General features: G+C 65.3%; 28 protein-coding genes. 11 read left to right on the top strand and 17 right to left on the bottom strand.

Going from position 1 to position 24537, the window contains the following annotated elements; genetic code table 11:
• The first annotated feature begins 66 nt into the window (after nucleotides 1-66).
• Complete coding sequence (locus ACO06P_RS04410) at nucleotides 67-627, top strand: invasion associated locus B family protein (RefSeq protein ID WP_420348794.1); 561 nt, start codon at nucleotides 67-69, stop codon at nucleotides 625-627.
• 233 nt (nucleotides 628-860) lie between these two features.
• Here ACO06P_RS04410 and recA read toward each other — a convergent pair whose 3' ends face one another.
• The 8 genes from recA to flgB all read right to left on the bottom strand — a co-directional run bounded on the left by recA (nucleotide 861) and on the right by flgB (nucleotide 8372).
• Nucleotides 861-1964 carry a recombinase RecA gene (gene recA / locus ACO06P_RS04415; protein ID WP_420348795.1) on the bottom strand — a complete coding sequence of 368 codons (1104 nt, stop codon included), beginning with the start codon at nucleotides 1962-1964 and terminating at the stop codon, nucleotides 861-863.
• Nucleotides 1965-2259: 295 nt separating this feature from the next.
• Nucleotides 2260-4731 carry an ATP-binding protein gene (locus ACO06P_RS04420; protein ID WP_420348796.1) on the bottom strand — a complete coding sequence of 824 codons (2472 nt, stop codon included), beginning with the start codon at nucleotides 4729-4731 and terminating at the stop codon, nucleotides 2260-2262.
• Between the two features lie 200 nt (nucleotides 4732-4931).
• Nucleotides 4932-6014 carry a flagellar biosynthesis protein FlhB gene (flhB, locus tag ACO06P_RS04425; protein ID WP_420348797.1) on the bottom strand — a complete coding sequence of 361 codons (1083 nt, stop codon included), beginning with the start codon at nucleotides 6012-6014 and terminating at the stop codon, nucleotides 4932-4934.
• A 12-nt stretch (nucleotides 6015-6026) separates the two neighbouring features.
• Complete coding sequence (gene fliR / locus ACO06P_RS04430) at nucleotides 6027-6791, bottom strand: flagellar biosynthetic protein FliR (RefSeq protein ID WP_420348798.1); 765 nt, start codon at nucleotides 6789-6791, stop codon at nucleotides 6027-6029.
• Between the two features lie 6 nt (nucleotides 6792-6797).
• Nucleotides 6798-7064, bottom strand: coding sequence for a flagellar biosynthesis protein FliQ (gene fliQ / locus ACO06P_RS04435; RefSeq protein WP_420348799.1), 267 nt, complete (start codon nucleotides 7062-7064; stop codon nucleotides 6798-6800).
• Nucleotides 7065-7119: 55 nt separating this feature from the next.
• Complete coding sequence (fliE, locus tag ACO06P_RS04440; RefSeq protein WP_420348800.1) at nucleotides 7120-7428, bottom strand: flagellar hook-basal body complex protein FliE; 309 nt, start codon at nucleotides 7426-7428, stop codon at nucleotides 7120-7122.
• Between the two features lie 91 nt (nucleotides 7429-7519).
• Nucleotides 7520-7927, bottom strand: a complete 408-nt coding sequence (flgC, locus tag ACO06P_RS04445; protein ID WP_420348801.1) for a flagellar basal body rod protein FlgC — start codon at nucleotides 7925-7927, stop codon at nucleotides 7520-7522.
• 37 nt (nucleotides 7928-7964) lie between these two features.
• A complete protein-coding gene (flgB, locus tag ACO06P_RS04450; protein WP_420348802.1) occupies nucleotides 7965-8372 on the bottom strand; it encodes a flagellar basal body rod protein FlgB in 408 nt (135 codons plus the stop codon).
• A 161-nt stretch (nucleotides 8373-8533) separates the two neighbouring features.
• On the opposite strand from flgB, the gene csrA reads away from it, so the two are divergent.
• The 7 genes from csrA to ACO06P_RS04485 all read left to right on the top strand — a co-directional run bounded on the left by csrA (nucleotide 8534) and on the right by ACO06P_RS04485 (nucleotide 12425).
• Nucleotides 8534-8806, top strand: coding sequence for a carbon storage regulator CsrA (csrA, locus tag ACO06P_RS04455; protein WP_420348803.1), 273 nt, complete (start codon nucleotides 8534-8536; stop codon nucleotides 8804-8806).
• A 175-nt stretch (nucleotides 8807-8981) separates the two neighbouring features.
• A complete protein-coding gene (locus ACO06P_RS04460) occupies nucleotides 8982-9398 on the top strand; it encodes an EscU/YscU/HrcU family type III secretion system export apparatus switch protein (protein ID WP_420348804.1) in 417 nt (138 codons plus the stop codon).
• Entirely contained in the window at nucleotides 9395-9751 is a 357-nt protein-coding gene (locus ACO06P_RS04465; protein ID WP_420348805.1) for a hypothetical protein, read from the top strand. The genes ACO06P_RS04460 and ACO06P_RS04465 overlap by 4 nt, the downstream gene beginning before the upstream one ends.
• Nucleotides 9752-9794: 43 nt before the next feature.
• The gene (locus ACO06P_RS04470) at nucleotides 9795-10187 is read left to right on the top strand and encodes a hypothetical protein (protein WP_420348806.1); all 393 of its coding nucleotides are present in this window, start codon (nucleotides 9795-9797) and stop codon (nucleotides 10185-10187) included.
• A gap of 47 nt (nucleotides 10188-10234) precedes the next feature.
• Complete coding sequence (gene fliP, locus ACO06P_RS04475) at nucleotides 10235-10942, top strand: flagellar type III secretion system pore protein FliP (RefSeq protein ID WP_420349697.1); 708 nt, start codon at nucleotides 10235-10237, stop codon at nucleotides 10940-10942.
• A 165-nt stretch (nucleotides 10943-11107) separates the two neighbouring features.
• Nucleotides 11108-11821 (top strand): hypothetical protein, encoded by a 714-nt coding sequence (locus tag ACO06P_RS04480; protein WP_420348807.1) that lies wholly within the window; start codon nucleotides 11108-11110, stop codon nucleotides 11819-11821.
• Nucleotides 11822-11993: 172 nt separating this feature from the next.
• Nucleotides 11994-12425, top strand: coding sequence for a hypothetical protein (locus ACO06P_RS04485; RefSeq protein WP_420348808.1), 432 nt, complete (start codon nucleotides 11994-11996; stop codon nucleotides 12423-12425).
• Nucleotides 12426-12438: 13 nt separating this feature from the next.
• Here ACO06P_RS04485 and ACO06P_RS04490 read toward each other — a convergent pair whose 3' ends face one another.
• The 9 genes from ACO06P_RS04490 to ACO06P_RS04530 all read right to left on the bottom strand — a co-directional run bounded on the left by ACO06P_RS04490 (nucleotide 12439) and on the right by ACO06P_RS04530 (nucleotide 21681).
• A complete protein-coding gene (locus tag ACO06P_RS04490; RefSeq protein WP_420348809.1) occupies nucleotides 12439-16086 on the bottom strand; it encodes a hypothetical protein in 3648 nt (1215 codons plus the stop codon).
• 2 nt (nucleotides 16087-16088) lie between these two features.
• A complete protein-coding gene (locus ACO06P_RS04495; RefSeq protein ID WP_420348810.1) occupies nucleotides 16089-16856 on the bottom strand; it encodes an OmpA/MotB family protein in 768 nt (255 codons plus the stop codon).
• Nucleotides 16857-16860: 4 nt separating this feature from the next.
• Nucleotides 16861-17538, bottom strand: coding sequence for a hypothetical protein (locus ACO06P_RS04500; RefSeq protein ID WP_421938174.1), 678 nt, complete (start codon nucleotides 17536-17538; stop codon nucleotides 16861-16863).
• A gap of 6 nt (nucleotides 17539-17544) precedes the next feature.
• A complete protein-coding gene (locus ACO06P_RS04505; protein ID WP_420348812.1) occupies nucleotides 17545-18204 on the bottom strand; it encodes a protein phosphatase CheZ in 660 nt (219 codons plus the stop codon).
• A gap of 31 nt (nucleotides 18205-18235) precedes the next feature.
• Nucleotides 18236-18625: a response regulator gene (locus tag ACO06P_RS04510; RefSeq protein ID WP_420348813.1), complete on the bottom strand. Its 390-nt coding sequence runs from the start codon at nucleotides 18623-18625 to the stop codon at nucleotides 18236-18238.
• Between the two features lie 113 nt (nucleotides 18626-18738).
• The gene (locus ACO06P_RS04515) at nucleotides 18739-19446 is read right to left on the bottom strand and encodes a MotE family protein (protein ID WP_420348814.1); all 708 of its coding nucleotides are present in this window, start codon (nucleotides 19444-19446) and stop codon (nucleotides 18739-18741) included.
• A 27-nt stretch (nucleotides 19447-19473) separates the two neighbouring features.
• Nucleotides 19474-20031, bottom strand: a complete 558-nt coding sequence (locus ACO06P_RS04520) for a DUF6468 domain-containing protein (protein ID WP_420348815.1) — start codon at nucleotides 20029-20031, stop codon at nucleotides 19474-19476.
• Nucleotides 20032-21099, bottom strand: coding sequence for a flagellar motor switch protein FliM (gene fliM / locus ACO06P_RS04525; RefSeq protein WP_420348816.1), 1068 nt, complete (start codon nucleotides 21097-21099; stop codon nucleotides 20032-20034). It abuts the gene before it with no gap.
• Between the two features lie 57 nt (nucleotides 21100-21156).
• Complete coding sequence (locus tag ACO06P_RS04530) at nucleotides 21157-21681, bottom strand: flagellar basal body-associated FliL family protein (RefSeq protein ID WP_420348817.1); 525 nt, start codon at nucleotides 21679-21681, stop codon at nucleotides 21157-21159.
• Nucleotides 21682-22043: 362 nt separating this feature from the next.
• Between ACO06P_RS04530 and ACO06P_RS04535 the strand changes: the two genes are divergently transcribed.
• From ACO06P_RS04535 to flgA, 3 genes are read left to right on the top strand one after another with little or no spacing between them, the layout of a single operon-like run.
• Nucleotides 22044-22718: a flagellar hook-basal body complex protein gene (locus ACO06P_RS04535; protein WP_421938175.1), complete on the top strand. Its 675-nt coding sequence runs from the start codon at nucleotides 22044-22046 to the stop codon at nucleotides 22716-22718.
• 14 nt (nucleotides 22719-22732) lie between these two features.
• Nucleotides 22733-23518 carry a flagellar basal-body rod protein FlgG gene (flgG, locus tag ACO06P_RS04540; RefSeq protein WP_420348819.1) on the top strand — a complete coding sequence of 262 codons (786 nt, stop codon included), beginning with the start codon at nucleotides 22733-22735 and terminating at the stop codon, nucleotides 23516-23518.
• Nucleotides 23519-23529: 11 nt separating this feature from the next.
• Complete coding sequence (gene flgA, locus ACO06P_RS04545; RefSeq protein ID WP_420348820.1) at nucleotides 23530-24537, top strand: flagellar basal body P-ring formation chaperone FlgA; 1008 nt, start codon at nucleotides 23530-23532, stop codon at nucleotides 24535-24537.

Genomic DNA, 24537 nt, shown 5'->3' on the forward strand with positions numbered 1-24537 from the left:
CCGGATGCTGCGGCAGCCGTGTCCTCGCCTGTCCCCGACGCAGCTTCCCACCCGAAGAAGGCCAGGTTGCCCCGCACCCTGGCGCTCGCCCTGGTCATGCTCGCAACGCTGTCCGCGCTGCCGACCGCCGCCGGGGCCCAGCAGCAGGGGCCGGGCCTGGCCCCCGGGACACCGCCGCCGCAACAGCGGCTGGAGCCGACGGGCGAGACCTTTGGCCGCTGGCAGTTGATCTGCGCCGTCGCCGATGATCAGGCGGCGGCAGAGCCGGGTGCCTGCTTCATCTCGCAGCGCTTTCTCGAGCCCAATTCACAGCAGCCGATCCTGATCGTGACCATCGGGCAGTTCCGCGCCAACCCGCAGCATTCGATGCTGGTGGCAATGCCCCTTGGCATACCGCTGGCCAACGGCATCCGGGTGAGCGTGGATGGCCGCGAGATCTCGACGCAGTCCTTCGAGGTCTGCCGGCGCGACGGCTGTCGGGCCTACATGCCCCTGAGCGACACCCTTGTGAATGCCTTCAGGGCCGGCAACGAGGCGACGGTCACGGTGCAGTCCAGCACCGGCGGGGCCATCAACGTGCCGTTCTCTCTTCAGGGCTTCACCGCAGGCTACGCCAAGGTGCGATAGGAAACCGCCCGCAGCGACCGGCCGGGCAGGCGTTGTGGATCCGCGCCAACATCGCGAAACAGAAGCCGCAGAATAGAAGCGGCATCGCAGATCAGAAGCAAACGGGCCCCGAGAAGGGGCCCGTTTTCCGTACGGATGCGGTTTCTTTTACGGATGCCAATTCTTTGGCGGGTTCTTTGGCTGGCGGCCTTGACCGACCGCCTCCCCCGCCGCGAAGCGGCTGAAGATGAGGATCAGGAAGAGGCGGCCCCTTCGCTCACCGCTCCGCCCTCGGCGGCGCCTTCGCCCTCGGGCCCGCCTTCGAGCATGGCCGCGGACACCAGACCTGCATTCTCCCGCACCCGGTGTTCAATATGGGCGGCGACCTCGGGGTTCTCCTTCAGGAAGGTCTTGGCGTTCTCACGCCCCTGGCCGATGCGCTGGCCGTCATAGGAGAACCAGGCGCCGGCCTTGTCGACAATGCCCGCCTGCACCCCAAGATCGAGCAGTTCGCCGGTCTTGGAGATGCCCTCGCCGTAGGTGATGTCGAATTCCACCACGCGGAACGGCGGGGCCATCTTGTTCTTCACCACCTTCACACGGGTCTGATTGCCGACCACCACGTCCTTGTCCTTGATGGCGCCGATGCGGCGGATGTCGAGCCGCACGGAGGAATAGAACTTCAGGGCATGGCCGCCGGTGGTGGTCTCCGGATTGCCGAACATCACGCCGATCTTCATGCGGATCTGGTTGATGAAGATCACCAGGGTCTGCGACTTGGAGATCGAGCTGGTGAGCTTGCGCAACGCCTGGCTCATGAGGCGGGCCTGCAAACCCGGCAGGGAATCGCCCATGTCGCCTTCCAGTTCGGCGCGCGGCACCAGGGCGGCCACCGAATCCACCACCAGAACGTCGATCGCCCCGGAACGCACCAGCGTGTCGGCGATCTCCAGCGCCTGCTCGCCGGCATCCGGCTGGGAAATCAGCAGCTCTTCGACGTTGACCCCCAGCTTGTTGGCATAGATCGGGTCGAGGGCATGCTCGGCGTCGACAAAGGCGCAGGTGCCGCCGGCCTTCTGCGCCTCGGCCACCACATGCAACGCCAGGGTGGTCTTGCCCGAACTCTCGGGCCCGTAAATCTCTACGATGCGGCCGCGCGGCAGCCCGCCAATCCCCAGCCCGATGTCGAGGCCCAGCGATCCCGTCGAGACCACCTCGGTTTCCACCACCTCGTTCTCGCCAAGGCGCATGATCGAGCCTTTGCCAAAAGCCCGCTCGATCTGACTGAGCGCGGAATCCAAGGCTTTTTTCTTGTCCACAGAGTCTGTCTCCACCACCCGCAAAGCGTTCTGAACCATGAAGTCGTTTCCTTATCTCATAGGGTCCGAGCGACTGCAACGCGGGTCTGATGTACCATATTTGTTCTCATTCTCCAAAGGAGAAAAAGACCAAAATGAGAACAAAGAAAAAAATTTAGGACTTATTTGCCTAAAATGCGGGAGATTGTGAACGCCATGGCCTTGACCGCATACCAGCGTGCGAGGCCCACTGTCGCAGGGCGGCGACCGCGGCCGCCGCTGGTCACGGCCGAGCGGCGATCTCTCCTCGCCGTCTCTACTCGCCGGCCCTATTCCCAGGCCCTATTCGCCGCCTCTATTCGCCGAGGACTTCCTTCACCTTCCCGGCCAGCTGCTTGAGGCTGAAGGGCTTGGGCAGGAAGTGGATCCCGGCATCCTCGTCGAGGCGCTTGCGGAAGTTGTCCTCGGCATAGCCGGAGATGAAGATGACCTTCAGGTCGGGGCGCTGGGCGCGCACCTCCTTCACCAGGCTGGGCCCGTCCAGGCGCGGCATGACGACATCGGTCACCAGCAGGTCGATGGGGTCCCCCTCGCCGTTCAGCATCTCCAGGGCGGTCTCGCCGGAGTTCGCCTCCAGCACGTTGTAGCCCTTGTTCCGCAGTGCCCGGGCACTGAAGGCGCGCACCGCATCCTCGTCCTCCACCAGCATCAGCGTGCCGGCGCCGGTCAGGTCACGGCGGTCCTGGGCCTCGGCATCGGCGATGCTCTCGGCCACCTCTTCCTCGGCTGCCTGCGGAAGGTAGATGGAAAACACGGTGCCTTCATCGAGCTTGCTTTCGACGAAGACGTAGCCGCCGGTCTGCTTGACGATCCCGTAGACGGTCGAAAGACCGAGGCCGGTGCCGGCGCCGACCTCCTTGGTGGAGAAGAAGGGATCGAAGATGCGGTCCAGGTTCTCCGGCGGAATGCCGCAGCCGCTGTCGTCCACCTCGATCAAGGCATAGCTGCCCGGCGGCATGACCTCGTCCTTGATCTTGCGTTCCTCCTCGACCTGCATGTTGGCGGTGCGGATCGTCAGCACGCCGCCTTCCTGCATGGCGTCGCGCGCGTTGACCGCCAGGTTGATGATCACCTGTTCGAGCTGGCCCTGGTCGGCCTTGATCACGCCGAGGTCGCGGCCGTGGCTCATTTTCAGTTCGATGTTCTCGCCGATCAGCCGGCGCAGCAGGTGCGAGAGTTCGGCCAGGATGTCGGTGATATTGAGCAGCCGCGGCTGCAGGGTCTGCTGGCGTGAAAAGGCGAGAAGCTGACGCACCAGATTGGCGGCGCGATTGGCGTTCTGCTTGATCTGCATGATATCGGCAAAGGACTGGTCGCCCGGCCGGTGGCGCAGCAGCAGCAGATCGGAGAAGCCGATCATCGCCGTGAGCAGATTGTTGAAGTCGTGGGCAATGCCGCCGGCCAGCTGGCCGACCGCCTGCATTTTCTGTGACTGGGCGAACTGCCGCTCCAGGTTCTTCTGCTCCGTGCTGTCGATGAAATGGACGACAAAGCCGTCGAGCGATCCGTCGCTTGCTTCGGTGCGGTTCACGTAGAGCGCGCAGACGGGCCCCTCCTCTCCTTTGAGATGGGCCTCCAGCGGAGCCGCCAACTGCTTGTCCTTGCCCCCGGCCGAGGCGCTCAGCACGGCCCTGAGGCCCGCGACGTCGCTTTCCGCCAGCAGCTCGAAAATCGAAACCCCGTGCTGACCGGTCGCCGGCTTGCCGATCAGTCGGCCGAAGGCGTCGTTGCACTCCTGAATCATCCCTTCCGGATCGATCAGGGCAATGCCGGCCGGCGCCTTGGCGAAGAGCTGCTCGAAGCGGCGCTCCGACTGCTCAAGCGCCGCGGCCATCGCCTCTTCACGCGAGAGGTCGCGGACCACCGAGCGCGTGCGCAGAACCTTCCCATCCTGATCGCGCACCACGTCCTGACGTATGGCGGCGCGAAATCCCTGCCCCCCGGCACCCTTCAGGATCACTTCGCCCTGCGACCGGCCGTCGTCGCCGAAGGGATCGAAGGGCGAAGCGCCTGTCAGAGGCCCGCCCTGCACCACGTCGTGCAGCCGGATGCGGCCCTGCTCCAGATCGTTCTGAGCGAGTCCCAGCCACTCGCAGAGGGTATGGTTGGCGAAGAGGAAGCGGCCCTGCGCGTCGCAGGAGTAGAAGCCGACCGGTGCGTTCTCCAGGAGGTCGACGAAGCGCTCCTGCTCCTGGCGCATGATCTGTTCCATCTGACGGCGCGGCGTGATGTCGTCCACCATCCAATAGACGCATCCGGGATGCTCCGGCAGTGGATAGGCCGCGACGAAACGCCAGTCGTAGGCACCGCCAGAGCTCTGTGAGGGGCTCTGTGAGGGGCTCTGTGAGGGGCCCTGTGAGGGGCCCTGTGAGGGGCCCTGTGAGGGTCCCTCTGGAGATTCCCCTGCCGGCCCGGCGTCGTCCCGAGGGTCCCGACCGGCGGCCGGCACGCGAATTTCGCATTGCCCGGCGAACCCGCTGCGGGCCTGCTCCTCCAGGCTGCGCAGCTGCTGGCTCGCCTCCGGATCGTCGCGCACCTGCTCGGCGAGCAGCGCTGGGATGGGCCTTGGGGCACCGCCGAAGAAGTCCTCCAGGGCCGGATTGGCGAGCAGGCTCTTCCCCTCCGCCGAGACCACCTGCCAGGGTTTCGGCACGGCGGCGAAAACCGCACTGCAGAGACTGCGGCGGCGCAGCCGGTACCAGGCGCCGACGGCGCCGGCCAGCGCGCCCAGGAGCCCGCCCAGGACGAAGAAAAGCAGGTCCAGCACTAGCGATCCCCTCCCCGGTCCCTGCTGCACCCGGGCCGTTCAAACGATTCCGGTGCAGGGCTTTTCGGACAGTCCTCAGCCATACGCGCGATCCTAGCCGCCAATGGTTAACCAAGATTAACCACAGCGGCCGAGTCTTCGGCAAGGACCATGGCGCCGGCGTAGGGGAATGGCCGGGCGCGGCAAGCCGCGCAAAGCGCTCAACGCGGCCGGCGGTTCAGTCCGCGGCGCAGCTTCATGACGTAGCCGATGATCTCGGCCACGGCCTTGTAATGCTCGGGCGGGATTTCCTGGTCGACTTCGACGGAGGCATGCAGGGCGCGGGCCACCGGCGGGTTTTCGACAATGGGGATGTCGTTCTCCTCGGCCACCTCGCGGATCTTGAGGGCGATGTTGTCGGCGCCTTTGGCCAGGACCTTTGGCGCCTCCATCGTCGCCTGGTCGTATTTCAGGGCCACGGCAAAGTGGGTCGGGTTGGTGACCACCACGTCGGCCTCGGGCACCGCTGCCATCATGCGCTTGCGCGCCCGCTCGGCGCGGATCTGCCGCAGGCGCCCCTTGATCATCGGATCGCCTTCGGTCTGCTTGTGCTCGTCCTTCACCTGCTGCTTGGTCATGCGCAGCTCTTTGTGGTGCTGGTAGCGCTGGTAGAGCACGTCGATCAGCGCGACGATGGTCATGACCGACAGCACGCCGATCACGACCTTCACGGCCTCCAGGCGCACCAAAACCAGCAGGTCCTGCACCTCCATGGTCGGCATGTCCAGGACCATGTTGCGGTCGGGCCAGACCATCAGCCCCACCACCGTGCTGACGATCGCCAGCTTCAGCAGACCTTTCGCGAAATCGGTCAGGGCCCGGCTGGAGAACATCTTCTTGAAGCCGCGCTTGAAGCCGATGTTCGAGAGCTTCGGTTTGATCTGCTCGGCGGTTACGATGACTCCGTTCTGGATGGTTCCGGCCAGAAGACCGGCCAGCACGATAATGGCCAGCGGGATGGCGGCCACCCGAAGGATGTCGAGAGCGGTGCCGCTGAGAACCTCCTGCAGCAATCCGTTGTCGAGCGAGAGGCGGTGCGGCTGCTCCAGGTAGGGACGCATCAAGCCGCCGATATCCGACATCATGGATTCCGAGAACAGACCGACGACGATGGCCAGCGCCAGGATCATGAACCAGTGCGAGACCTCCTGCGAGCGGGCGACCTGGCCCTTCTCGCGCGCATCGCTCAGGCGTTTGCCTGTCGGTTCCTCTGTTTTTTGTGAATCGTCGTCTTCGCCGGCCATCGCCCGGGTCTCCTAGGGCAGCCCGACGAACGGCAGGGTCATTTCCTGGAATCCGGTCAGGAACCAGCCCATGATCGCCGGCAGGGCGATCATCAGGATCGCCATTCCGACGAGGATCTGCAGCGGAATGGCGATGAAGAAAACCTGCATCTGCGGCATCAGCCGCGCCAGCAGGCCAAGGCCCAGATTGAAGATCAGGCCGACGGCGATGAACGGCGACGAAATCTGAAAACCGAGCAGGAAGGCCTTGGCAACGACCCGGGAGATCATTTCCGAAATGTCGCCGACAAAGATCGGCGCCCCGGGCTGAAAGAGCTGATAGCTGTCGATCACACCGCGCAGCAACAGGTGGTGCAGGTCCAGCACCAGGATGATCAGCAGTGCCAGGGTGGAAAGGAACGATCCGGCGATGGAGCCCTGCTGCGCCGCCGTCGGGTCGTTGGTCAGGGCATTGGCCAGGCCGGTTATCGTCGCGATGATCATGCCGCCGATGGACAGCGCGGCCATCAGAAGGCGCGACAGCGACCCCAGGAACAGGCCGATGAAGGCCTCGCCGAAGACCAGCAGCAGAAGCGCCGCCGCGCTGTCCGGCAGCGGCGGAAGGCCGGGGGCGATCGCGGGGTGGATCACCACCGCGGTAACCAGCGCCAGCAGGAGGCGGATCCGGGTCGAGATATAGCTTTCGCCGTAGCCGGGCAACAGCATGAGGGCGGTGCCGATCCGGGTGAAGATCAGCAGCAGCGCAAAGATCTGGTTGGGTAAGAGCTCGGCCAGCACGGCAGCCTATCCGAGCGCGACCATGCGGTCGAAAAGCGTCTGCGAGAAAGTGGTCAGGCTGGTGAGCATGAACGGCAGAAGCAGCATGACGCCAACGAAGATCACGATGATCTTCGGCACGAAGGTCAGCGTCATCTCCTGGATCGACGTCAGGGCCTGAAAGAGCGCGATGATCAGACCGACGGCCAAGGCCATCAGCATGACCGGCGCGCCGACCTTGAGCATGACGTATATCGTCTCGCGGCCGATCTCAATGGCTTCGGTGCCGTTCATCCGGTGAACCCCCTTGGACGGATCGGACGCGCCGTCCGAAGACCGTCGCGCCGCCCTAGATCGGCATCCGAAGGATTTCCTGGTAGGCCTGGACGACCTTGTCGCGCAGCGTCACCACCGTCTCCAGGGTCATCTCCGCCTTCGAGACGGCCATCACCACTTCGGTCAGGTCGGCGGTGCCGGCGGCGGCCTGCAGCGACTGGCTTTCGCCCTCCAGCAGGGTGTCGGCGGCGCGCTCCGCGGCGCGCTGCAGCATCGAAGAGAAGTCTGCACCGCCCTGGTCGCGTGCCTCCAGGCCGGCCGTGCCGCCCTGCCGCAGCATCTTGTCGTAGGCTTGGATGGCACCACTGGGATTGGTAATCATGGCTCACTCCTTAAGGGCGTCTGCACTGCCCCCCGGTGGCCGTCCTGGCTGTCGACGCCGCCTTCCTGGCGGCGCGATGAATGGATGATGCTTAGCGTAGGATGTCGATGGTCTTCTGCAGCATGGCGCGCGAGGATTCGATCACCTTCAGGTTGGCCTCGTAGCTGCGCTGCGCCTCGCGCATATCGGCCATCTCCATCAGGGTGTTCACGTTGGGCGTCAGGACATAGCCGGCCTCGTCGGCGGCCGGATGGCCGGGCTCGAAGCGGCGCCCGAAGGAGCCACGGTCGTTGACAATGGAGTCGACGCGGACGGTCTCGACGCCGAGCGCCCGGTCGAGCACGTTCTCGAAGGTGACCAGCTTGCGGCGATAAGGCTCGCCGCCCGGCACCTGGGCCGTCGAGTTGGAGTTCGCGATGTTCTCGGCAATAACCCGCAGGCGCGAGCCCTGCGCACGCATGCCCGCTGCCGAGATGTTGAGGGACTTGTCCAGATCCACGTCGCTCAGGCCTCCTGCTCTCGCTCAAGGATCGCCGCTACTGGGCGCGCCCGCGCAGCGCCATCTTCATCATCGCCACCTGCTTGCGGTAGAGATTGGTGATGGCGTTGAAGTCGTTCTGCGTCTGCGCGACTTTCACGAGTTGCTCTTCGATCACCACGGCATTGCCGGAGGGTGCCGTCTCGTAGCGCTCCTTCTGCTCGGCGCTGCGATGGCTGTCGCCGAGGCTGGAGCTCTGGATATGTCCGGCCCGTGTCGCCTCTGGCCGCAGCATCGGCATCGCCTGGCGTTCAATCAGCCGACGAAATTCCTGCGGTTTCAGGTCATGCGGCTTGAAGTCGGGGGTATCGGCATTGGCGATGTTCTGCGCCAGCACCTTCTGGCGCTGACCCAGCCAATCCATCCGTTTGGCGAGCAAACTGAAGAGTCCAGGTTTCCCGTCCATGACGTCCCCGTGCCAGCATCGACAAGTGGCGGTACCCTAGGAAACCCCCGGTTCCACAGGCGTCTAGCCTCTATGATCAAGCCTGCCTTGTTAAGAATCCGTAAAACGCGCTAAATTGTATCCATTAACCATGGTCGGGGGGCCGGGGAGCCGAAAGGGCGATGCTTTATCTGACACGCAAAATCGGCGAGTCCGTCATCATAAACGATGACATCGAGGTGACCGTGGTCGATATCCGCGGCAAGTCGATCAAGCTGGGGTTTACCTTCCCAAGCTCAGCCACGGTGCTGCGGCGCGAAATCTTCGAGCGTATCCAGGAAGAAAACCGGGCCGCCGCGGCGGTCGGCAGCGAGGCCCTGGCCGATGCAATCCGCGACGCCGGCAGCCCGCCGGTGCCGCCCTCCTCCACGACGAAGACGGAAACCGGTTCCTAACCCGCTCAAGTTGTTCGGGTTTTTTCGCGAATTTGGCATATCTTCTAACCAATCATTAAGCATGATCGGTCACCATTGCTGAACCTGCGGGGGAAACCCCGCGGCCCCCTCCGGCCACGCCAAAACCAACAGGGCGGGAGCGGGCGGACCAAGGATCAGCGAGGCGGACCGCGGCGTGACAACAAACCGGCTATCGGAGCAGGCAAAGGCCCGCGCAGGCGCGCGCGCCGCAGGCTCTGCCGTCGCCGAGCCGGCGGGCCTTGCGATCGCCCTGGAAAACGTCAGCGCAGATGCGCTTGAGCGCATGGCCGCGCCCGGCTGCACACCGCGCGGTGCACCGAAGGTAACCGCCTCCGGCCGCGGCGCCGTCGCCGAACAGATCCTCCAGATTGCCTTTGAGCGGGGCATCAAGGTGCGCAAGGACAGCGATCTTGCGGAAATCCTCTCGGTCGTCGAAGTCGAGAGCGAGATCCCGCTCGCCGCCCTCGCAGGGGTCGCCGAGATCCTGCGCTACCTCTACCAGACCGACGGCGACCATCAGACCGACAAAGACCCTGGGGCGAGGTCCACAGACGAGGAGAACCGCCAATGACCGGAAACCAGCTTGCCCAGCCGGGCGTCATCGAACCCGGCATCATCGAATCGGAAGTCGGCGCCCTGGCGGCGCGGCTGAGATCGGCCCGGCAGACCCTGGCCAAGGGCTCCATCGTCGATCTGACACCCATCGAGGAGGATGTCCGCTGGCTCTGCAGCTCGATCGAGGCGCTCCCGCGGGAGCAGACCCGGGATCTGCGGCCGCGGCTTATCGGCCTGCTCGAGGAAATCAACTATCTGGGCGAAAACCTGCGCGCCGGTCTGGGCGAGCTGGCTCAGCTGCTGGGCGCCGCGAGCGAACGCCGCCGTGCGCTTTCCGCCTACGCCACCCAGAAAACCAAAAAGCCCTGAGCGCCCAGACTTGAACGCTTAGAGCAGTTGCCGGAGACTTCGGATGGATCTTGCGGAGTATTTCCGCTTCTTCCTGGCCCTGGGCTTCGTGCTCGTCCTGATCGCCGGTCTGGCGGCGCTGGTGCGCCGTTCCGGCCTCGGCGACCGCCTGGCCGTCAGCAAATCGACCGGTCCGCGACGCCTCGACCTGATCGAGGTGCGCCCGATCGACGCCAAGCGCAAGCTCGTCCTGCTGCGCCGCGACGACCGCGAGCATCTGGTCCTGCTGGGTCACGGCAGCGACCTGCTGATCGAAAGCGCGATTCCCGCCCCGCCCGCCAGCCGGGACCGCGTGGCGGGTCGGCCATCCGCACCAGATGCGAATGCCGATACGGACGCAGCCCCAGGCAGCCCGCTTGCCCGGTTCGCGGCAAAGCTGCGCGGAGCCGCATCGTGAGCGCCGCCGTCCGCCGGACCGCCGGCCTTGCGTCGATTGCGACAGCGATGCTGGTTCTCCTGTTGCCGGAGCCGACGCTCGCCCAGGCCCTTACCCTCGACCTCGGCAGCGAGACCACCGGGACGATGACGGGGCGCATCATCCAGTTGATCGCTCTCATCACCATCCTCTCCCTGGCCCCCTCGATCCTGGTGATGATGACCTCCTTCACCCGGATCGTGGTCGTCCTGTCGTTCCTGCGGACCGCCATCGGCCTGCAGCAGACACCGCCCAACTCGGTCATCGTCAGCCTGGCGCTGTTCCTCACCGCCTTTGTGATGATGCCGACCCTGGAGGCGGTCTACGATGAAGCACTGGAGCCCCTGATCGCCGAGGAGATCACGGAATTCGAGGCGCTCGACCGCGCGCAGGCGCCGGTGCGCGACTTCATGCTGCGCCACGTCCGCGAATCGGACCTGCGGCTGTTCCTCGATCTGACGGATACCGAGGCGGTGGAGGACCCGGAGGCGACGCCCATGCGCGCCCTCATCCCGGCCTTCATGATCAGCGAGCTGCGCCGCGCCTTCGAGATCGGCTTCCTGCTCTTCCTGCCCTTCCTCATCATCGACATGGTGGTGGCCTCCATCCTCATGTCCATGGGCATGATGATGCTGCCACCGGTGATGATCTCCCTGCCCTTCAAGCTGATCTTCTTCGTGCTAGTCGACGGCTGGTACATGGTCGCCGGCAGCCTGGTCCAAAGCTACGGCGGCTAGGAGCGGACGGCGCCGGCCCCTTGAATTCCCTAAAGTGCCCCAGCACGTATCAGGTCAGACCGAACATCCCGGCTGCTTTGCATCATGGCTTCGCCTAGATCTGAAGCGTATCGTCGGGCAGGGTGTCGGATTGATTTGACGGCCCACACACGAAGGTCCTCGAAAATGCCAGAACTGCCGCGGATGATAAGGGCTATCGCTGTGGCGCTGGTCACTCCGCTTCTTCTTGCCGCTCCGGCCACTATGGCGCTGGCCGAATCCGGTGATTCGCTCGAAAAATGGCTGCCGCTGGAGAGATCGCAACTTGTTCGCTCACTCTCCGAAGGATCCGGTATTGACCGCCCGACGCTTCAAACGCTTGACGAGTATGTGAGCGACAAGCGAACGGCTCTCGCATCGAACCCGGAAGAGCTGAAACGCTTTGAGAAGCGCTGGGGCGAAACAGAACGACGCCTGAAAGCGGAAGGTACGGTTTGGCTGTTGTACGACAAGATGCTCCCATTTTGGGCCGTGTTGGCAGGTCGGGGTGAGCAGCTCCATTCCCTTGTCATAACCGTGCCGGTCGTCAATCATTCCAAGGAAGAGAGCAAAAGGGCTTTCACGGCTCTGTCGAACCTCTTCGAGGCCATCTATCCAGACTGGAACGAGGCAGAGGAATGGCCGGGCAAGAGCCTTCAGGCCGCCTGGGAAAACAGCCCACTTGTCCGCAAGACACCTTCCGACGACCACGATAGTGTTTTCGTTCGCTGGGCGAATCACGGCATTACGAGTACGACTTTCGGCGTCCCACCCGACATAGTGGTCTACTCGATCACCGCCCGTGAGCACTGCATCCCCGCCCATACCCAAGGAAACCCGTTTACACGGGTGATATGCTAAGGCCGATCTCCGCGATCTGCTGACCCAAAGCCGCCCATGCGCCATCGCAGCTTGGTCAAGAATGAGAGCGGCTGTCCGATCGTTCGCTCTGGCCCGGCTGTCTGGCTGCTCTATCTTCAAGGGCGGTTGCCGACGGATTAGGGGAACAGAGATGCAAAGGTTGGGAGCTCTTATGATCGGCGCGGCTCTCTGGCTGCCTCTGCCGGCCCTGGCCGCCGATACCGCCGAAGACGTCATCGCGCAGGCCCGGGCCGACTGCCGGTCTTTCGAAGGCGGCACGCTGACGCTGGGCGAAAACGCGATTGTCCCGGCGGACCTGACGGGTGACGGCGAGCCGGAAGAGATCGTCGACAGCCGCGCGTTCACCTGCTCGTCTGCGGCGTCGCTGTTCTGCGGCACCGGCGGCTGTACGGTTACGGTGGTCGTCGACGGTGCCGCGAGCGCGTTTCTCGCCAAAGCCTGGCGGATCGTCGACTGGAACGGTCAGCCAATCCTGCTGCTGGCGGTTCACGGCAGCGACTGCGGCGGCACCAATCTGCGGCGCTGCTACGAAGCGGTGGTCTGGAGTGAGGACGGGTTCAGAAGCCTGCGGCCCGAACCCTAGAAGAGACCGACCTCTAGTTCACCTGGCTGAGCTCGCCGTCGCGAATGCGCTCTCGGTAGTTGGCCATGAAGTCCTGGGCCCGGGCGACCTTGCTGAGTTCGTCCGCAATGGAGGTAATGGCCGCCTTCTCCCCGTCGCCAACCAGCAGCGTAAAGGTGTCACTGTGGGGGCCATCGGCCATGGCCGCGCCGTAGCGCCGGTTGAGGTCCTCCAATTCGACGGCCTGGTTGGAGAGCATCAGGGCAACGGCCAGGTTGACCACCAGCTGGCTCTCATCGACCGTCATGACGCGCTGGGGCGGCAGCAGCGGGATAAGCTTGGACAAGGAGGAGACCGCCTCCGGCCATTGGCGCAGGCGCCAGTGGACATCCGCCCGCAGGGTCTCCGCATCGAGGCTGTCGTCGCCCTCCAGCATCTTGAGCGCCTCTTCGGCCCGGTCCAGTTCGGAAAAGGCCCGGGCCCGCAGGTGCTGGCGCTGCAGCCTCAATGCGTCCGAGGGGGCTTCGATCTCGCTGGCATCCAGCGCCTCCAGGCTTGCCTCGGCCTTGCGGTCCAGCAGGTGGACCAGCGCCAGGCGCGCCCCGATGCGCGCCTTTTCCTCGCCTTCCAGGCGATACCTGACCTGACCGTCCAAAAGCTCGGCGGCCCGATCCAGGAGATCGACCTCGACCAGCCGGTCGGCCAGTGCGGCGATCAGTCGATCCCCGGCGACCCCCGGCGGGGTCAGTTCCCTGAACTCCTGGTAAAGAGCCAGCGCCCGCAAGGGCGGCACCGCAGGATCGCCGGGACCACGGTAGATATCGGCAAAGATCTCACGCATGCGCTGCGCCGAAGCGCGCGCGCCGGGGCTGTCGGGAAAGCTGGTGACGGCCTGCCGCAGCGCGTGCAAGGCCTCGCGGTGCCGGCTTTGGCCGACATAGAGCTCGGCCAGGCGGCGCAGCAGCACGAATTCGAACTGGTCCCCGCGCCACGCAAAGCGCAGACGCTCCAATTCCTCGATGGCCGCCTCCGCCGAGAGCGACCCATCCTCCAGCCCCAGGTCGATCAGCGCCAAACGCGCACGCGCCTGCGAAGGACGGTGGCGGCTGTCGCGCGCGGCGCTCCAGAGGTCGCGCGCCTCCTCGGGGTTCTCGCGCTGAAGCTGGATTGCCCCTTGAATGACGTTGATCTGCGCCACTTCCTGCGGGCCGAGGTCATCCCGCCGCAGGGCGCCGATCTGCAGTGTCGCGGCCGCATCGTCGCCGGCCTCCAGGAAGGCCTCTGCCGCCGCCAGACGCAGGCGCAGGCGCACCCGCGGCGCATAGCTGTCGATCAGATCGTCGGTCAGGGCGAAGGCGCTGGCCGCTGCCTCCCAGTCTTCCGCCGCGCTTGCCAGGGCCGCCTGCCACAGGAGCGCCTCGCGCTCGCCCTCGAGGGAGGAATGCGCCAGCCCGCCCGCCGCAGAGCGGTAGTCCCGGATCAGCCACTGGCTCGCAGCCTGCATCAGGCGGTGGGCCGGGTCCTGCGCCAGGCGCGGATGCTCCTGGTCGATGACGCGAAGCGACCCGAGCGCCTCGCTGTCGAAGCCATGAGCGAAGTAGAATCGGGCAAGATCGGTTCGCAGGATACCCAGGCGTTCCGTGTCGGCACCGACCATGGCCCGCACCAGATCGCCGCGGACCTGCTGAAAGTCATCCATGCCGCCACGCCGCCAGGCCTCGAGGTCGAAGAGGCGCCTGCCCTCTGCACCGGCGTCGCCCGGCGTGCCGAGGCGCCGGCGCTGCTCCCGGCCGGACACCAGAAGCCCGTTGGCATCGCGTACGAGAACGCCGGTCCGCACGACGGCGACCTCCAGGCTGGAGGTGAGCGGCTGCAGAACCACACCCTGCTGGCTCGGCAGACTGCGGAACTGAGGATAAGCGTAGCCCAGTGCCAGGCCCATGCCGGCCCCACGGGTCGGCACGATGACCAGGCGGTCGCCTGCGTCGGGATCGGTCACCCAGAGGGCCCGCCGTGCGCCGGAGAGCGGAAAGCGAACCCGGTCATAGTCGCCCTTCTCCACCACCGGCGCCGCCAGAGCCTTCTGCGGCAGCGCGCTGCGCGGGCGCAGGTCGACCTGCCAGCTGTTTTCCTCCCGCGTCAGGCGCGGGGCGACCGTAGGCAGTGCGCCGATGACCAGAACGGTCGCTTCGCCCGCTTCGATCAGCCGCACCGGCCCCAGATGGGGCGCTTCGGCCGCCAGACTCTTCACCAGGGTCTTCGGTGGCGGACGGTCGAACACCAGCCACAGGTTCTGCCCCCGGCGAAAAGCCGCCGCGGCCGTGGGGCGGCTCCAGGAAAAGGTCAGCACCACCGGCACGAAGCGATCGGCCGTGGGGCCCTGGGCAGAGGAGTCCTCGAAGGTGAGGACCGGCTCCAGGTCGATCCGCAGGCGCCCGCGCGCCGCATCATCGATGGGCCTCGCCGGCACGGCCGCCGCATCCTGAAAGGGCACCGCCCCGGGGGCTTCAGGCTCCGGCACCGTCGGCTCGATGACAGCCGGCTGCTCCGCCGTGGCGCTCTGGCCCGTCGTCGCGTTTTGGCCTGCCGGGGCGCTCTGGCCTGCCGGGGCATCCCGGTTCAGGGCCGCCTTCTGATCCGTCGCGGCTTTCTGCGCGGCCGCCGGCTCAGCCGGCGCCGGTTCCTGAGGTTTCGCTGCTGCGGTGTCGTCCTTGACCGCGGTTCGGGGGGCGGCCTTGGCCTCCCCACCCATGGACTGTGGCACAAGGGATGTCGGCGCTTCAGATGCCGGTGCGGCAGTCTTGGCGCTGGCCGGCTCGCCGGCTGGAGCCTCGGCGGGGCGCGGGCTCAGATCGACGACACCCCCTGCCGTCTCGGCCTGTGCCTTCGCAGCCGGCCTTTCTTCGGCTGCATCCGTTGCGGGTTGCGGACCGGCCGCAGCGTAGATATCCAGAACCGTCTTGCTGCCGCTGCGCGAGACCTGCACACGGGACGGCTGCGGCAGGGTCACGGTCACGCCGGTCTCATCCGCAGCCACCCCCGCCACCTGCGGCAGGCCTGCCGGCCGCACCGCCGAAACATCGAAGCGCGCCGGGCGGTCAAAGCGGATACGAACCCGTTCCGCGCTTTCTTCCAGACGGCTGCCAGCCGATTCCGGCCAATCGAAGACAAGGCGGCTGTAGTCTGCGTGGCGGCCGCCGCGCACCCGCACCCGCGGCAGATCCTCTGCTGCATCGCCCTGCGAAGGCGCGGCGCGGCCGTCACCGCCGCCACCGTCAGGCTTGGCGGCAAGCGCAGCCGGGCGCAGGTCGATCACCACCTTCGATCCCAGTCGGAAGTGCTTGAGCTCCACGTCGCCGTCGAGATCGAAACTGAGCCGTCGGCCGCCCTCGGCGATCTCGGGCACCCCGGCGTAGCCGCGCAGGCCGCGCGTCCGCACCGTTCCGACGTAGGACGCCGCCTCGGAAAAGGTGACGACCAGCTTGCCATCGGCAATGCGGGCCTCATAGTCGACAGTCCGCGGCCAATCGAAGACCAGCCGCCCGTAACCCGGATGCAGACCGCCACGCAGGGTGATCTGCTCCGCCGCCTGGGCCGGCAGCGGCAGAGACAGCGGCAGAGACAGCGGCAGAGACAGCGGCAGCAGCGCCAGCACAAGCAAAAGGGACGGCAGCCAGCGCATGGTCAGCGGCGCTCCGCCGCATGGGCGTGAATGACGATCTCGACGCGCCGCGCCTCCGCCATGCTCGCCGCCTTCTCGCTCGCCTGCGCGGGCGCCTGGTAGCGGGCGTGGCCATAGCCGCGCACCAGGATCTCACCCTTGTACCCGGCTGCGGTGATCATGTCGGCGAGGGTCGTCGCCCGCGCCAGCGACAGTTCCCAGTTGCTTTCAAAGCTGCGGCGCGGGCGCAGCGGGTCCGCAAAACCGGCAATCTCGATCACGTTGCGCAGGTTGCGCAGAACCCCGCCCAGGGCAAAGATCGACGCCTTGCCCTCTTCGCTCAGCTCGATGGAGCCGGATGCGAAGAGCAGGTCGCCCGGCAGCGCGAGGACAATGCGCTCGCCTTCCCGCCGGACCACCGCCTCAGCCAGGACCGGGTCCTCCCCCACCTGCTCCTGCAGCAGGCTGGCGAGATAACCGAGGTCCGTGCCAGGCGTGCGGTCGATCGCCTCGGCATCCTTGTCCTGGCTCGGCAGGGCGACCGTGACCTCCTGCACACTGGGCAGCTTCGGCGACAGGGCATCGACCAGGTTCTGCCAGTCGTCGCTGTTGATGGTCGACATCGAATAGAGCAGGACGAAAAACGTGAGCAGCAAGGCCGTTAGATCGGTAAAGGTCATCAGCCAGGCCTGACCGCCGTCATCAGGCCGCCCGCGGTATGCCGGCACCCCGAAGACCGGACCGCGCCAGGCCTGACTTTTGTTCTTCGATTGGGTGCTTTCCCGCGCCATGACGCTAGCCCCCTTCGGCCGCCGGAGCGGCGCCGTCGGCGGTGGGCGGTGAGAGGATGAAATGAAGCCGGACCTGTCCGGCAAACGACGGCAGCAGACCGGCGGACAACCGCGCCGAGGGCACGTCCTCGCGCTCCAGCGATCGAACCAGCGCCCCGGCACGGCGCACCGGCAGCAGCCGGCTGCCGAGGTCCTCTCCCCTGCCGCTGACGCCGTAGAGGACGTCGAGCTGATAGGTCCCGGCCGAGAACCGGGGGTCGGCCAGCACCGAGGCGATGGCCGTCAGCAGGTCCAGGCCCTCGCCGCTGAGGACGATACTGTTGGGCGCAAAGAGCTCGTTGCTGGGAATGTCGACCTGCAGACTGCGGCTGCCGCCGGGCGTCTCGCGTTCCACCACCGGCAGGCTGTCATCGAAAAGGCGGCCCAGCGCATCGGTGATGTCTTCGGCGCCGTCCAGGATCTCCAGCGCCGCGATCTCTTCGCTGACGCTCTCATGCGCCGGCACGACGCCGCGGAACGCCTGGCGCACGCTGTCGAGCACGGCGGTACTGCGTTCCGTCTCGAACTCGGCCAGTGCATTCAGGAGGATGAAGAAAGCCAGCAGCAGCACCTTCAGACTGAGAAGGGCCATGACGTGGCTGTTGCTTTGCCGCCGGCCTGGTTCGTGCTGCAGACCCGCCATCGGGGATCACCCGAAGAGGGCGTCGATATCGTCCTGGCTGATCGCGTCTTCAGGAAGCTGCGGACCGTTCATGAGGTCTTCGTCCGGGCGGGCCGGTGCACCGCTGGGCGCAGTGGCCTTCTTCTCCGGCTGCTTCGGCCGCTCGCCCGCGAAGGTCTCGTCGCCGAAGGCATGGAGCAGCGCGTCCACCTTCGACTCCACCTTCTGCAGCGCAGTGACCACCTTGGTGATCCGCTGGCCGGTGATGTCCTGAAACCCGCAGGCCTCGTAGATCGAGGTCACCGCCGCCGAGACCTTCTCGCCCACGTCCTCGGGCATCTTCTCGGCCAGTTCCTCGATCGCTTCAACCGCTTCGAAGATCGTGTGGGTGGCCTGCTCGGTCGCGCCGACGATGGCTGTCAGTTCGTCAGTGGCGGCGGGCAGATGCTCTGCGTTGATGTCGTCAGGACGCAGATCCGCGATCTCGCTGCGTGCAGTATCGATGTAGCGCGCCAGGGCTTCTATATCCGCGTAGACCTTCAGGCTCACGGCGGACATATCGCCTTCGATCGTCTCGACGATCGACTCGACAATGGAAACGATCTCCTCAGGTGAGACCGCACCCTCGGACTTCTGCAGCTCCACGAGCTGAGATGCGATTTTCTCTTTGACCGCCGCAACAGCCATAATGCGGCTCCTTAAATAGAGTACAGGGCGCTTAGAAGTTACCGAGGACAGCCGTGAGCTTGGTCTTCAACGTCGCCGCGTTGAACGGCTTCACGATGTAGTTGCTGACGCCGGCCTCTTTCGCGGCGATGACGTTCTCGGTCTTGCTCTCCGCGGTGATCATGATGAAAGGCAGTTCTTTCAGCTTGGTATCGGCGCGCACCTCGGTCAGAAGCTGCATGCCGCTCATGGGCTCCATGTTCCAGTCGGAGATCACCAGATGGTACTCCTTGTCCCGCAGCTTCTGCAGTGCGGCACTGCCGTCAGTGGCCTCATCGACGTTGTTGAAGCCCAACTGCTTCAGCAGGTTTCTGATGATCCGAAGCATGGTCTTGTAATCGTCCACGATCAGGATCGGCATGCTCATGTCGACTGTCGACATCTCAAACTCCCGTGAATTCTGGCCCGCAGAAGGTGCGAAACGGTCTGCGGGGAAAGCTAATGAATCGGCGTTAACAGTCAGTAAAAAGCGCTGAAAAGCCTCGAATTTCCACCTTATTCGCGCGGGATCGGCAGTTCGCGGCGCTGGGCCAGTTCAAGGGTCACGGCCTTGGCGCGCTGCGGGTTCATCTGCGCGAGGATCGGCGCCGACTTGCGCTCTTTCATCCGCTCGATCACCTCGAGCAGGACTTCCATGTCGAGCTCCTCGAAGATCCGTGCCGCCTGTTTCGGTTTCATGCTCTCGTAAATCTTAACGAGGCTCTTCATCTGCGATTCGGTCTGCTCGTCGTGCTCGACCAGAAGCGCCTCGATCGATTCCTGCAGGCCCTCCAGCTCGCGAATCTTCTGTTCGATCCGCTGTTCGGCGGCTTTCAGAAGGACTTCGCGCTCGTCAACCTCGCGGGCCCGCTGTTCCAGTTCTTCGCGGCGCTGCGAGAGCGACTGCAGCAGACCCAGTTCCTCATCCGTCAGATCGAAGACGTCGGCGGAAAGATCGGTGATCTGGCCCGGAGGGACCGGATCTGTCGGCACCTCCGCCGTCTCGACTTCGGCTTCGCCGGAGGAAGCGGGGGCGGAGGACGCGCGGGCGGAGGACGCGGGCGCGCCGCTTTCCGCAGGCGCGGGCCCAGGCGTTTCGCCGGCCGCCGTTTCGGCAGCCAGAGCCGGCTGGGAACCGCCGAGATCCTGCCAGATACCCGCCAGCTTGGCCGTCATGGCCAGGCCGGCGACCAGGATGACCAGAGGCAGAAGCCTGAAACGCATCGCCAGTTCCTGAATTCGAGAGGGCTTCTAGCGCATCGCCTGAAGCGTGCGCATCAGCTCGCTGTCGGAGCGCGAGAGCCGCTTTTTCGCCAGCTTCGCAATGCCGTTCACCGGCTTCGCGGGGGTGACCGGCGCGGCCACCTCCGGCTCCTCCAGCGGCTTCTTCTCCATCTTTGTGATATCCATCGGCGCGCGGTGCAGCCGCTGCTTCGACAGCCCTGCGACGGCACCGCCGGCCTCACGCTCCAGCTTGCGCGAGGCGGCGATGGAGACTTCCAGCCGGTCGGCGATCTCGTTGCCCTTCTTCACCAGAAAGGCCATCTCGTCAGCCAGACGGCAGGCATCGTCGACCTTGCGGGCCAGGCCGTCGCCGGCCTCGACGCTGCGCTGCTTGAGCGCCTGCAGTCCGCCCTCGGCCCTGCCGGTCGCGGCGGAGAACTCGCCGAACAGCTTCTCCATGTCGCCGCGCGCACGGCGCAGTTCGGTCAGCTTGCGGTTCAGCACCATGGCATAGCCGATGGTGGTGACAAGCAAGACACAGATGGCGACGTCAAAAACAAGACCGTAGTCCTGCAGCCAAGTCATTTACGAGTCTCCCTCACGCACGATCTTGTCGGCGACCTGAACCGCGATATGGCCGCTGCGCCGGCCCATGCGGCCCTTGAACATGGAAACATCACCGCAACGCAGTTCGATCTTCGAGTTGGGCGTGCAGTTCAGCTCCAGCTGGCTGCCCTCAATCCACTCCAGGACCTCGCCCAGCGGCATCTCCACCTGGTCCAGCACCGCATCGATGCTGATATCGGTCTGCCAGAGCTCCGCCGTCAGATGGCCTTCCCAGATCGAATCCCGGCCGAACTTCTCGCCCATGAACATCTGCAGCAGCAGTTCGCGCACCGGCTCCAGCGTGGCGTAGGGAATCAGCAGTTCGATCAGGCCGCCGCGGTCTTCCATGTCCACACGCAGCGTCACCACGATCACGGCGTTGGCCGGCCGGGCGATGGTGGCAAAGCGCGGATTGGTTTCCAGCCGGTCGAAGCGGAAGGTGACCGGCGAAAGTGGGTCGAAGGCAGCCGAGAGGTCCGCCAGCACGACGTGAACCATCCGCTCGACCAGGTTGCGCTCGATCGTCGTGTAGGGGCGGCCCTCGATACGCATCGCCGCGGTCCCGCGGCGGCCGCCCAGCAGCACGTCGACAATCGAGTAGATCAGCGCGCTGTCAACGGTCATCAGGCCGTAGTTGTCCCACTCCTCGGCCTTGAAGACCGAGAGCATGGCCGGCAGCGGGATGGAGTTCATGTGATCGCCGAAGCGCGCCGAGGTGATGTTGTCGAGGCTGACCTCGACGTTGTCGGAGGTGAAGTTGCGCAGCGAGGTCGACATCATGCGGACCAGGCGGTCGAAGACCACCTCCAGCATCGGCAGACGCTCGTAGGAGACCAGGGCCGAGTTGAGAATGGCCTGGATGCCGGATTCCTCGCCCTCGTCGTCGCCGGCGCCGGCGACGCCCAGCAGGCTGTCGATTTCGCTCTGATCGAGGACTCGTGTGGAACCGGCCGGGGCGGCTTCATCGGGGGCGGCGTCGTCGGCGTCGGCCTCGCCCTCCTCGGCCATGGCCTCCCACTCCGCCATCATCGCTTCTTCGTCGGCCATCTACCTCAGACTCTCTCGCCGTTGGGTCTCAGCTTGCGCCAAGCCGCCGCTGCGCGGCTACTGAACCAGCATCTCCTTGAACAGTACGTCGCGGACCTGGATCGGCTGTGCCGCCGTGTTCACGCGGATCAGCAGCTCTTCGCGCAACCGCTGCAGGCCGGCGGAGCCGCGCAGATCCTCGATACGCAGTTCCCTCAGATAGACCTGGAAGTTGTCCACGATGCGCGGCAGGACAGTGCCGATTTCGGCACGGTCGGCCTCGCGCGCCAGCTCCAGGCTGATGGAAATCTTCAGGTAGTTGGTCTTGCGCCCACTGGAATTCAGGTTCACCAGCATTTCCGGCAGATCGTAGAAGACCGCCTTGCTTTCGACCGGGGCCAGCTCTTCCTCGACCACGGGTTCCGGCGCCTTCCCGAGCAGCGAGTCCAGAAGCCCGGAGAAATAGGCGCCGGCGACCGCGCCAATGAGCAGCAGGATCGGCAGGATGATGAAGAGAACGAGCTTCTTGCCGTTCATGCCCCCTTTCGGGGTGGCTTCGATCTCGACATCACCGGCGCCCGGAGTTGCAGCCTGTTCGGCCATTGCGGTCAACCTATTCAGTTATCTTGAGTTTTCGACTGCCACGAGCCTACGGATGGTTGGTTAAGACTTGGTTGAAAGGCGCAGCTTCCCGGGCATTTCCCGACGATTTGGGCGCGGGGCAAGATCTGCCGGGCAAGCTCTGCCAAGAGCGCCCGGCGGTCCCCCCAAGCCGGCCACAGGCTGCGCCTCTAAAGCATTGAAATCATTGAATTCATAGCCTGGCACGCGGCTTGCTTCTCTGTTGGCGACGGCCCCTGCGGCCGACCGACTGCCCCATTGCAACTGCCCAACGAGTGTCAGGTAAGATTATGGAAAACGCCGGTTACATCGCGCTATCGCGCCAGATGGTCCTGAGGCGGGAAATGAGTGTGATCGCCAACAACATGGCGAACCTCAACACCAACGCCTACAAGGGCGAAAGCATGCTTTTCGTCGAGCACCTGGAATCCACGGATTCAGGTGAAAAAATGAGCTTCGTCCAGGACATCGCCCTGGTCCGCAACCTGACGGAAGGCAATCTGACCGCCACCGAAAACCCCTTGGACACGGCGATCTCAGGAGACGCCTACTACGAGGTGGAGACGCCTCTCGGCCCCCGCTACACGCGTAACGGCAGCTTTCGCCTGAACGCAGAGGGAGAGATGGTCACCGCCACGGGCGACAAGGTCCTTGGCGAGGGGGGCAACCCGCTTGTCCTGCCGCCCAACAGCAGCAACGTGAGCATCACCCGGGACGGCACGGTTTCGACCGACGAGGGCCCCGTCGGCAAGATCCGCCTCGTACGCTTTGAAGACCAGCAGAGCCTGGTCAAGCTGGCCAACGGCTTCTACGACGCCAACGGCCAGGAAGCCTTGGCCGCCGAGGATGCCGAAGTGGTCCAGGGCATGATCGAGGGGTCCAACGTGGCCGGCATCGTCGAGCTGACGAAGATGATGCAGACCGTGCGCAGCTACAGCTCGACCGGGCGAATGGTCAACGACGAACATGAACGCATGCGCCGCGCCATTCAGGCGCTCGGCAGCCCGGCACGAGGATAGGAGAGGAGCAAGCCATGAGATCCCTGAACATTGGCGCGACCGGCATGCTGGCCCAGCAGCTGAACGTCGAAGTCATCTCCAACAACATCGCCAACATGAACACCACCGGCTTCAAGCGCCAGCGTGCGGAATTCCAGGATCTGCTCTATCAGAACCTGCGCCGTGTCGGCGCCGCCTCCTCGGACGCCGGTACCATCGTTCCGACCGGCGTGCAGCTGGGCCTGGGTGTCAAATCGGCGGCCATCTACCGCCTTTCCGGCCAGGGCAACATCCTGCAGACCGAGAATCCGCTGGACCTGGCGGTTAACGGACGCGGCCTGATGATGGTGGAGCTGCCGAACGGCGAGACGGCCTATACCCGCGCCGGTTCGCTGCAGCTCAGCCCCGACGGCGACATCGTCACCGCCGATGGCTATGTGGTCCAACCCGGCATTACCGTGCCGGAGGATGCCCAGGCGATCACCATCAACGAGAGCGGCGAGGTCTACGTGGACCTGGACGGCCAGACAGCACCGCAGCGGGTCGGCCAGCTTGAGCTGGCGAACTTCGCCAACGAGGCCGGCTTGGATGCCATCGGCAACAACCTGCTGCTGGAGACGGCCGCCTCCGGCGCCGCGACGGTGGCGACCCCGGGTTCGGCAGGGTTCGGCAGGATCATCCAGGGGGCGCTGGAAACCTCCAACGTCAACGTGGTCGCCGAGATCACCAACCTGATAACCGCGCAGCGCGCTTACGAGATGAACTCGAAGGTCATCGAGTCGTCCGACGAGATGATGCGCAGCGTGACGCAGCTCCGCTAAGTCGGGAGGGTATGATGCATAAGCATATCTCCACGGCACTCTCGGCGGCATTGATCGCTCTGGCCATGCTGGCCGCGCCCGCCAGCCGGGCAGCGGCCCAGACTGTGGGGGCAGACGCTGAGATTGCAGCGCTGATCACCCTCAAGGACGAAGCGCTGGTCGATGATCGCGTGGTGCGTCTGGGCGACCTCTTCGAAGGCATCGCCGATCCGGCCCTGGCGGAGACAGCCGTTGCCCGCGCGCCGAGTCCGGGTGCGACGGTGGATATCGGCGCCCGCTGGCTGCTGGCGGTGGCCCGGGCCCATGACCTCACCTGGCAGCCGCGCTCGCGCTACGACCGCATCACGCTGCGGCGGGCCAGTCACCGCATCGGCACCGAGCAGATCGAAGCAGCCCTGCGCGTGGCGCTGGCGGACCGCGGCGTCAGCGGCCAACTGGAGCTGGCTCTGGACAACCCGAGCCTGGAACTGCAACTGCCCAGCTCAAACGAGCCCAGCCTCGCCGTCACCGGCCTGTCGCTGGATTCCGCAAGCGGGCGCTTTGTTGCCCACGTGATCGCACCGGCCAACGGAGAGCCGGTGGCCCGCGCTTCGGTGACCGGCCGGGCGGTGATGCTGACGGATGTGCCGGTGCTGCGCCGCGACCTGAGGCCCGGCGACGTCATCCGCGCCAGCGATATCGAGTGGATCGCAATGCCGGCGAACCGGCTGACCCGCGGCACCGTCAGCTCCCAGGATTTGCTGCTCGGCATGAGCCCGCGCAGGCCGATCCGCTCGCAGCAACTGATCCGCGCGACCGACCTGCAGACGCCTGTGGTCGTTGCCAAGAACAGCCTGGTGACGATCCGTCTGCAGACCCAGCGCATGCAGCTGACGGTCCAGGGCCGCGCCCTGGAAAACGGCGCCCAGGGCGATGTCATCAGAGTCATGAACACCAAGTCCAACAGCGTGGTGAACGCCGTGGTGATCGATACCGGCAACGTCGTCGTCACACCCACCGCCAGCGCCCAAAGCAATTGA

Origin of the sequence: Pelagibius sp., from assembly GCF_965227505.1 — a bacterium.
GTDB lineage: Bacteria > Pseudomonadota > Alphaproteobacteria > Kiloniellales > Kiloniellaceae > Pelagibius.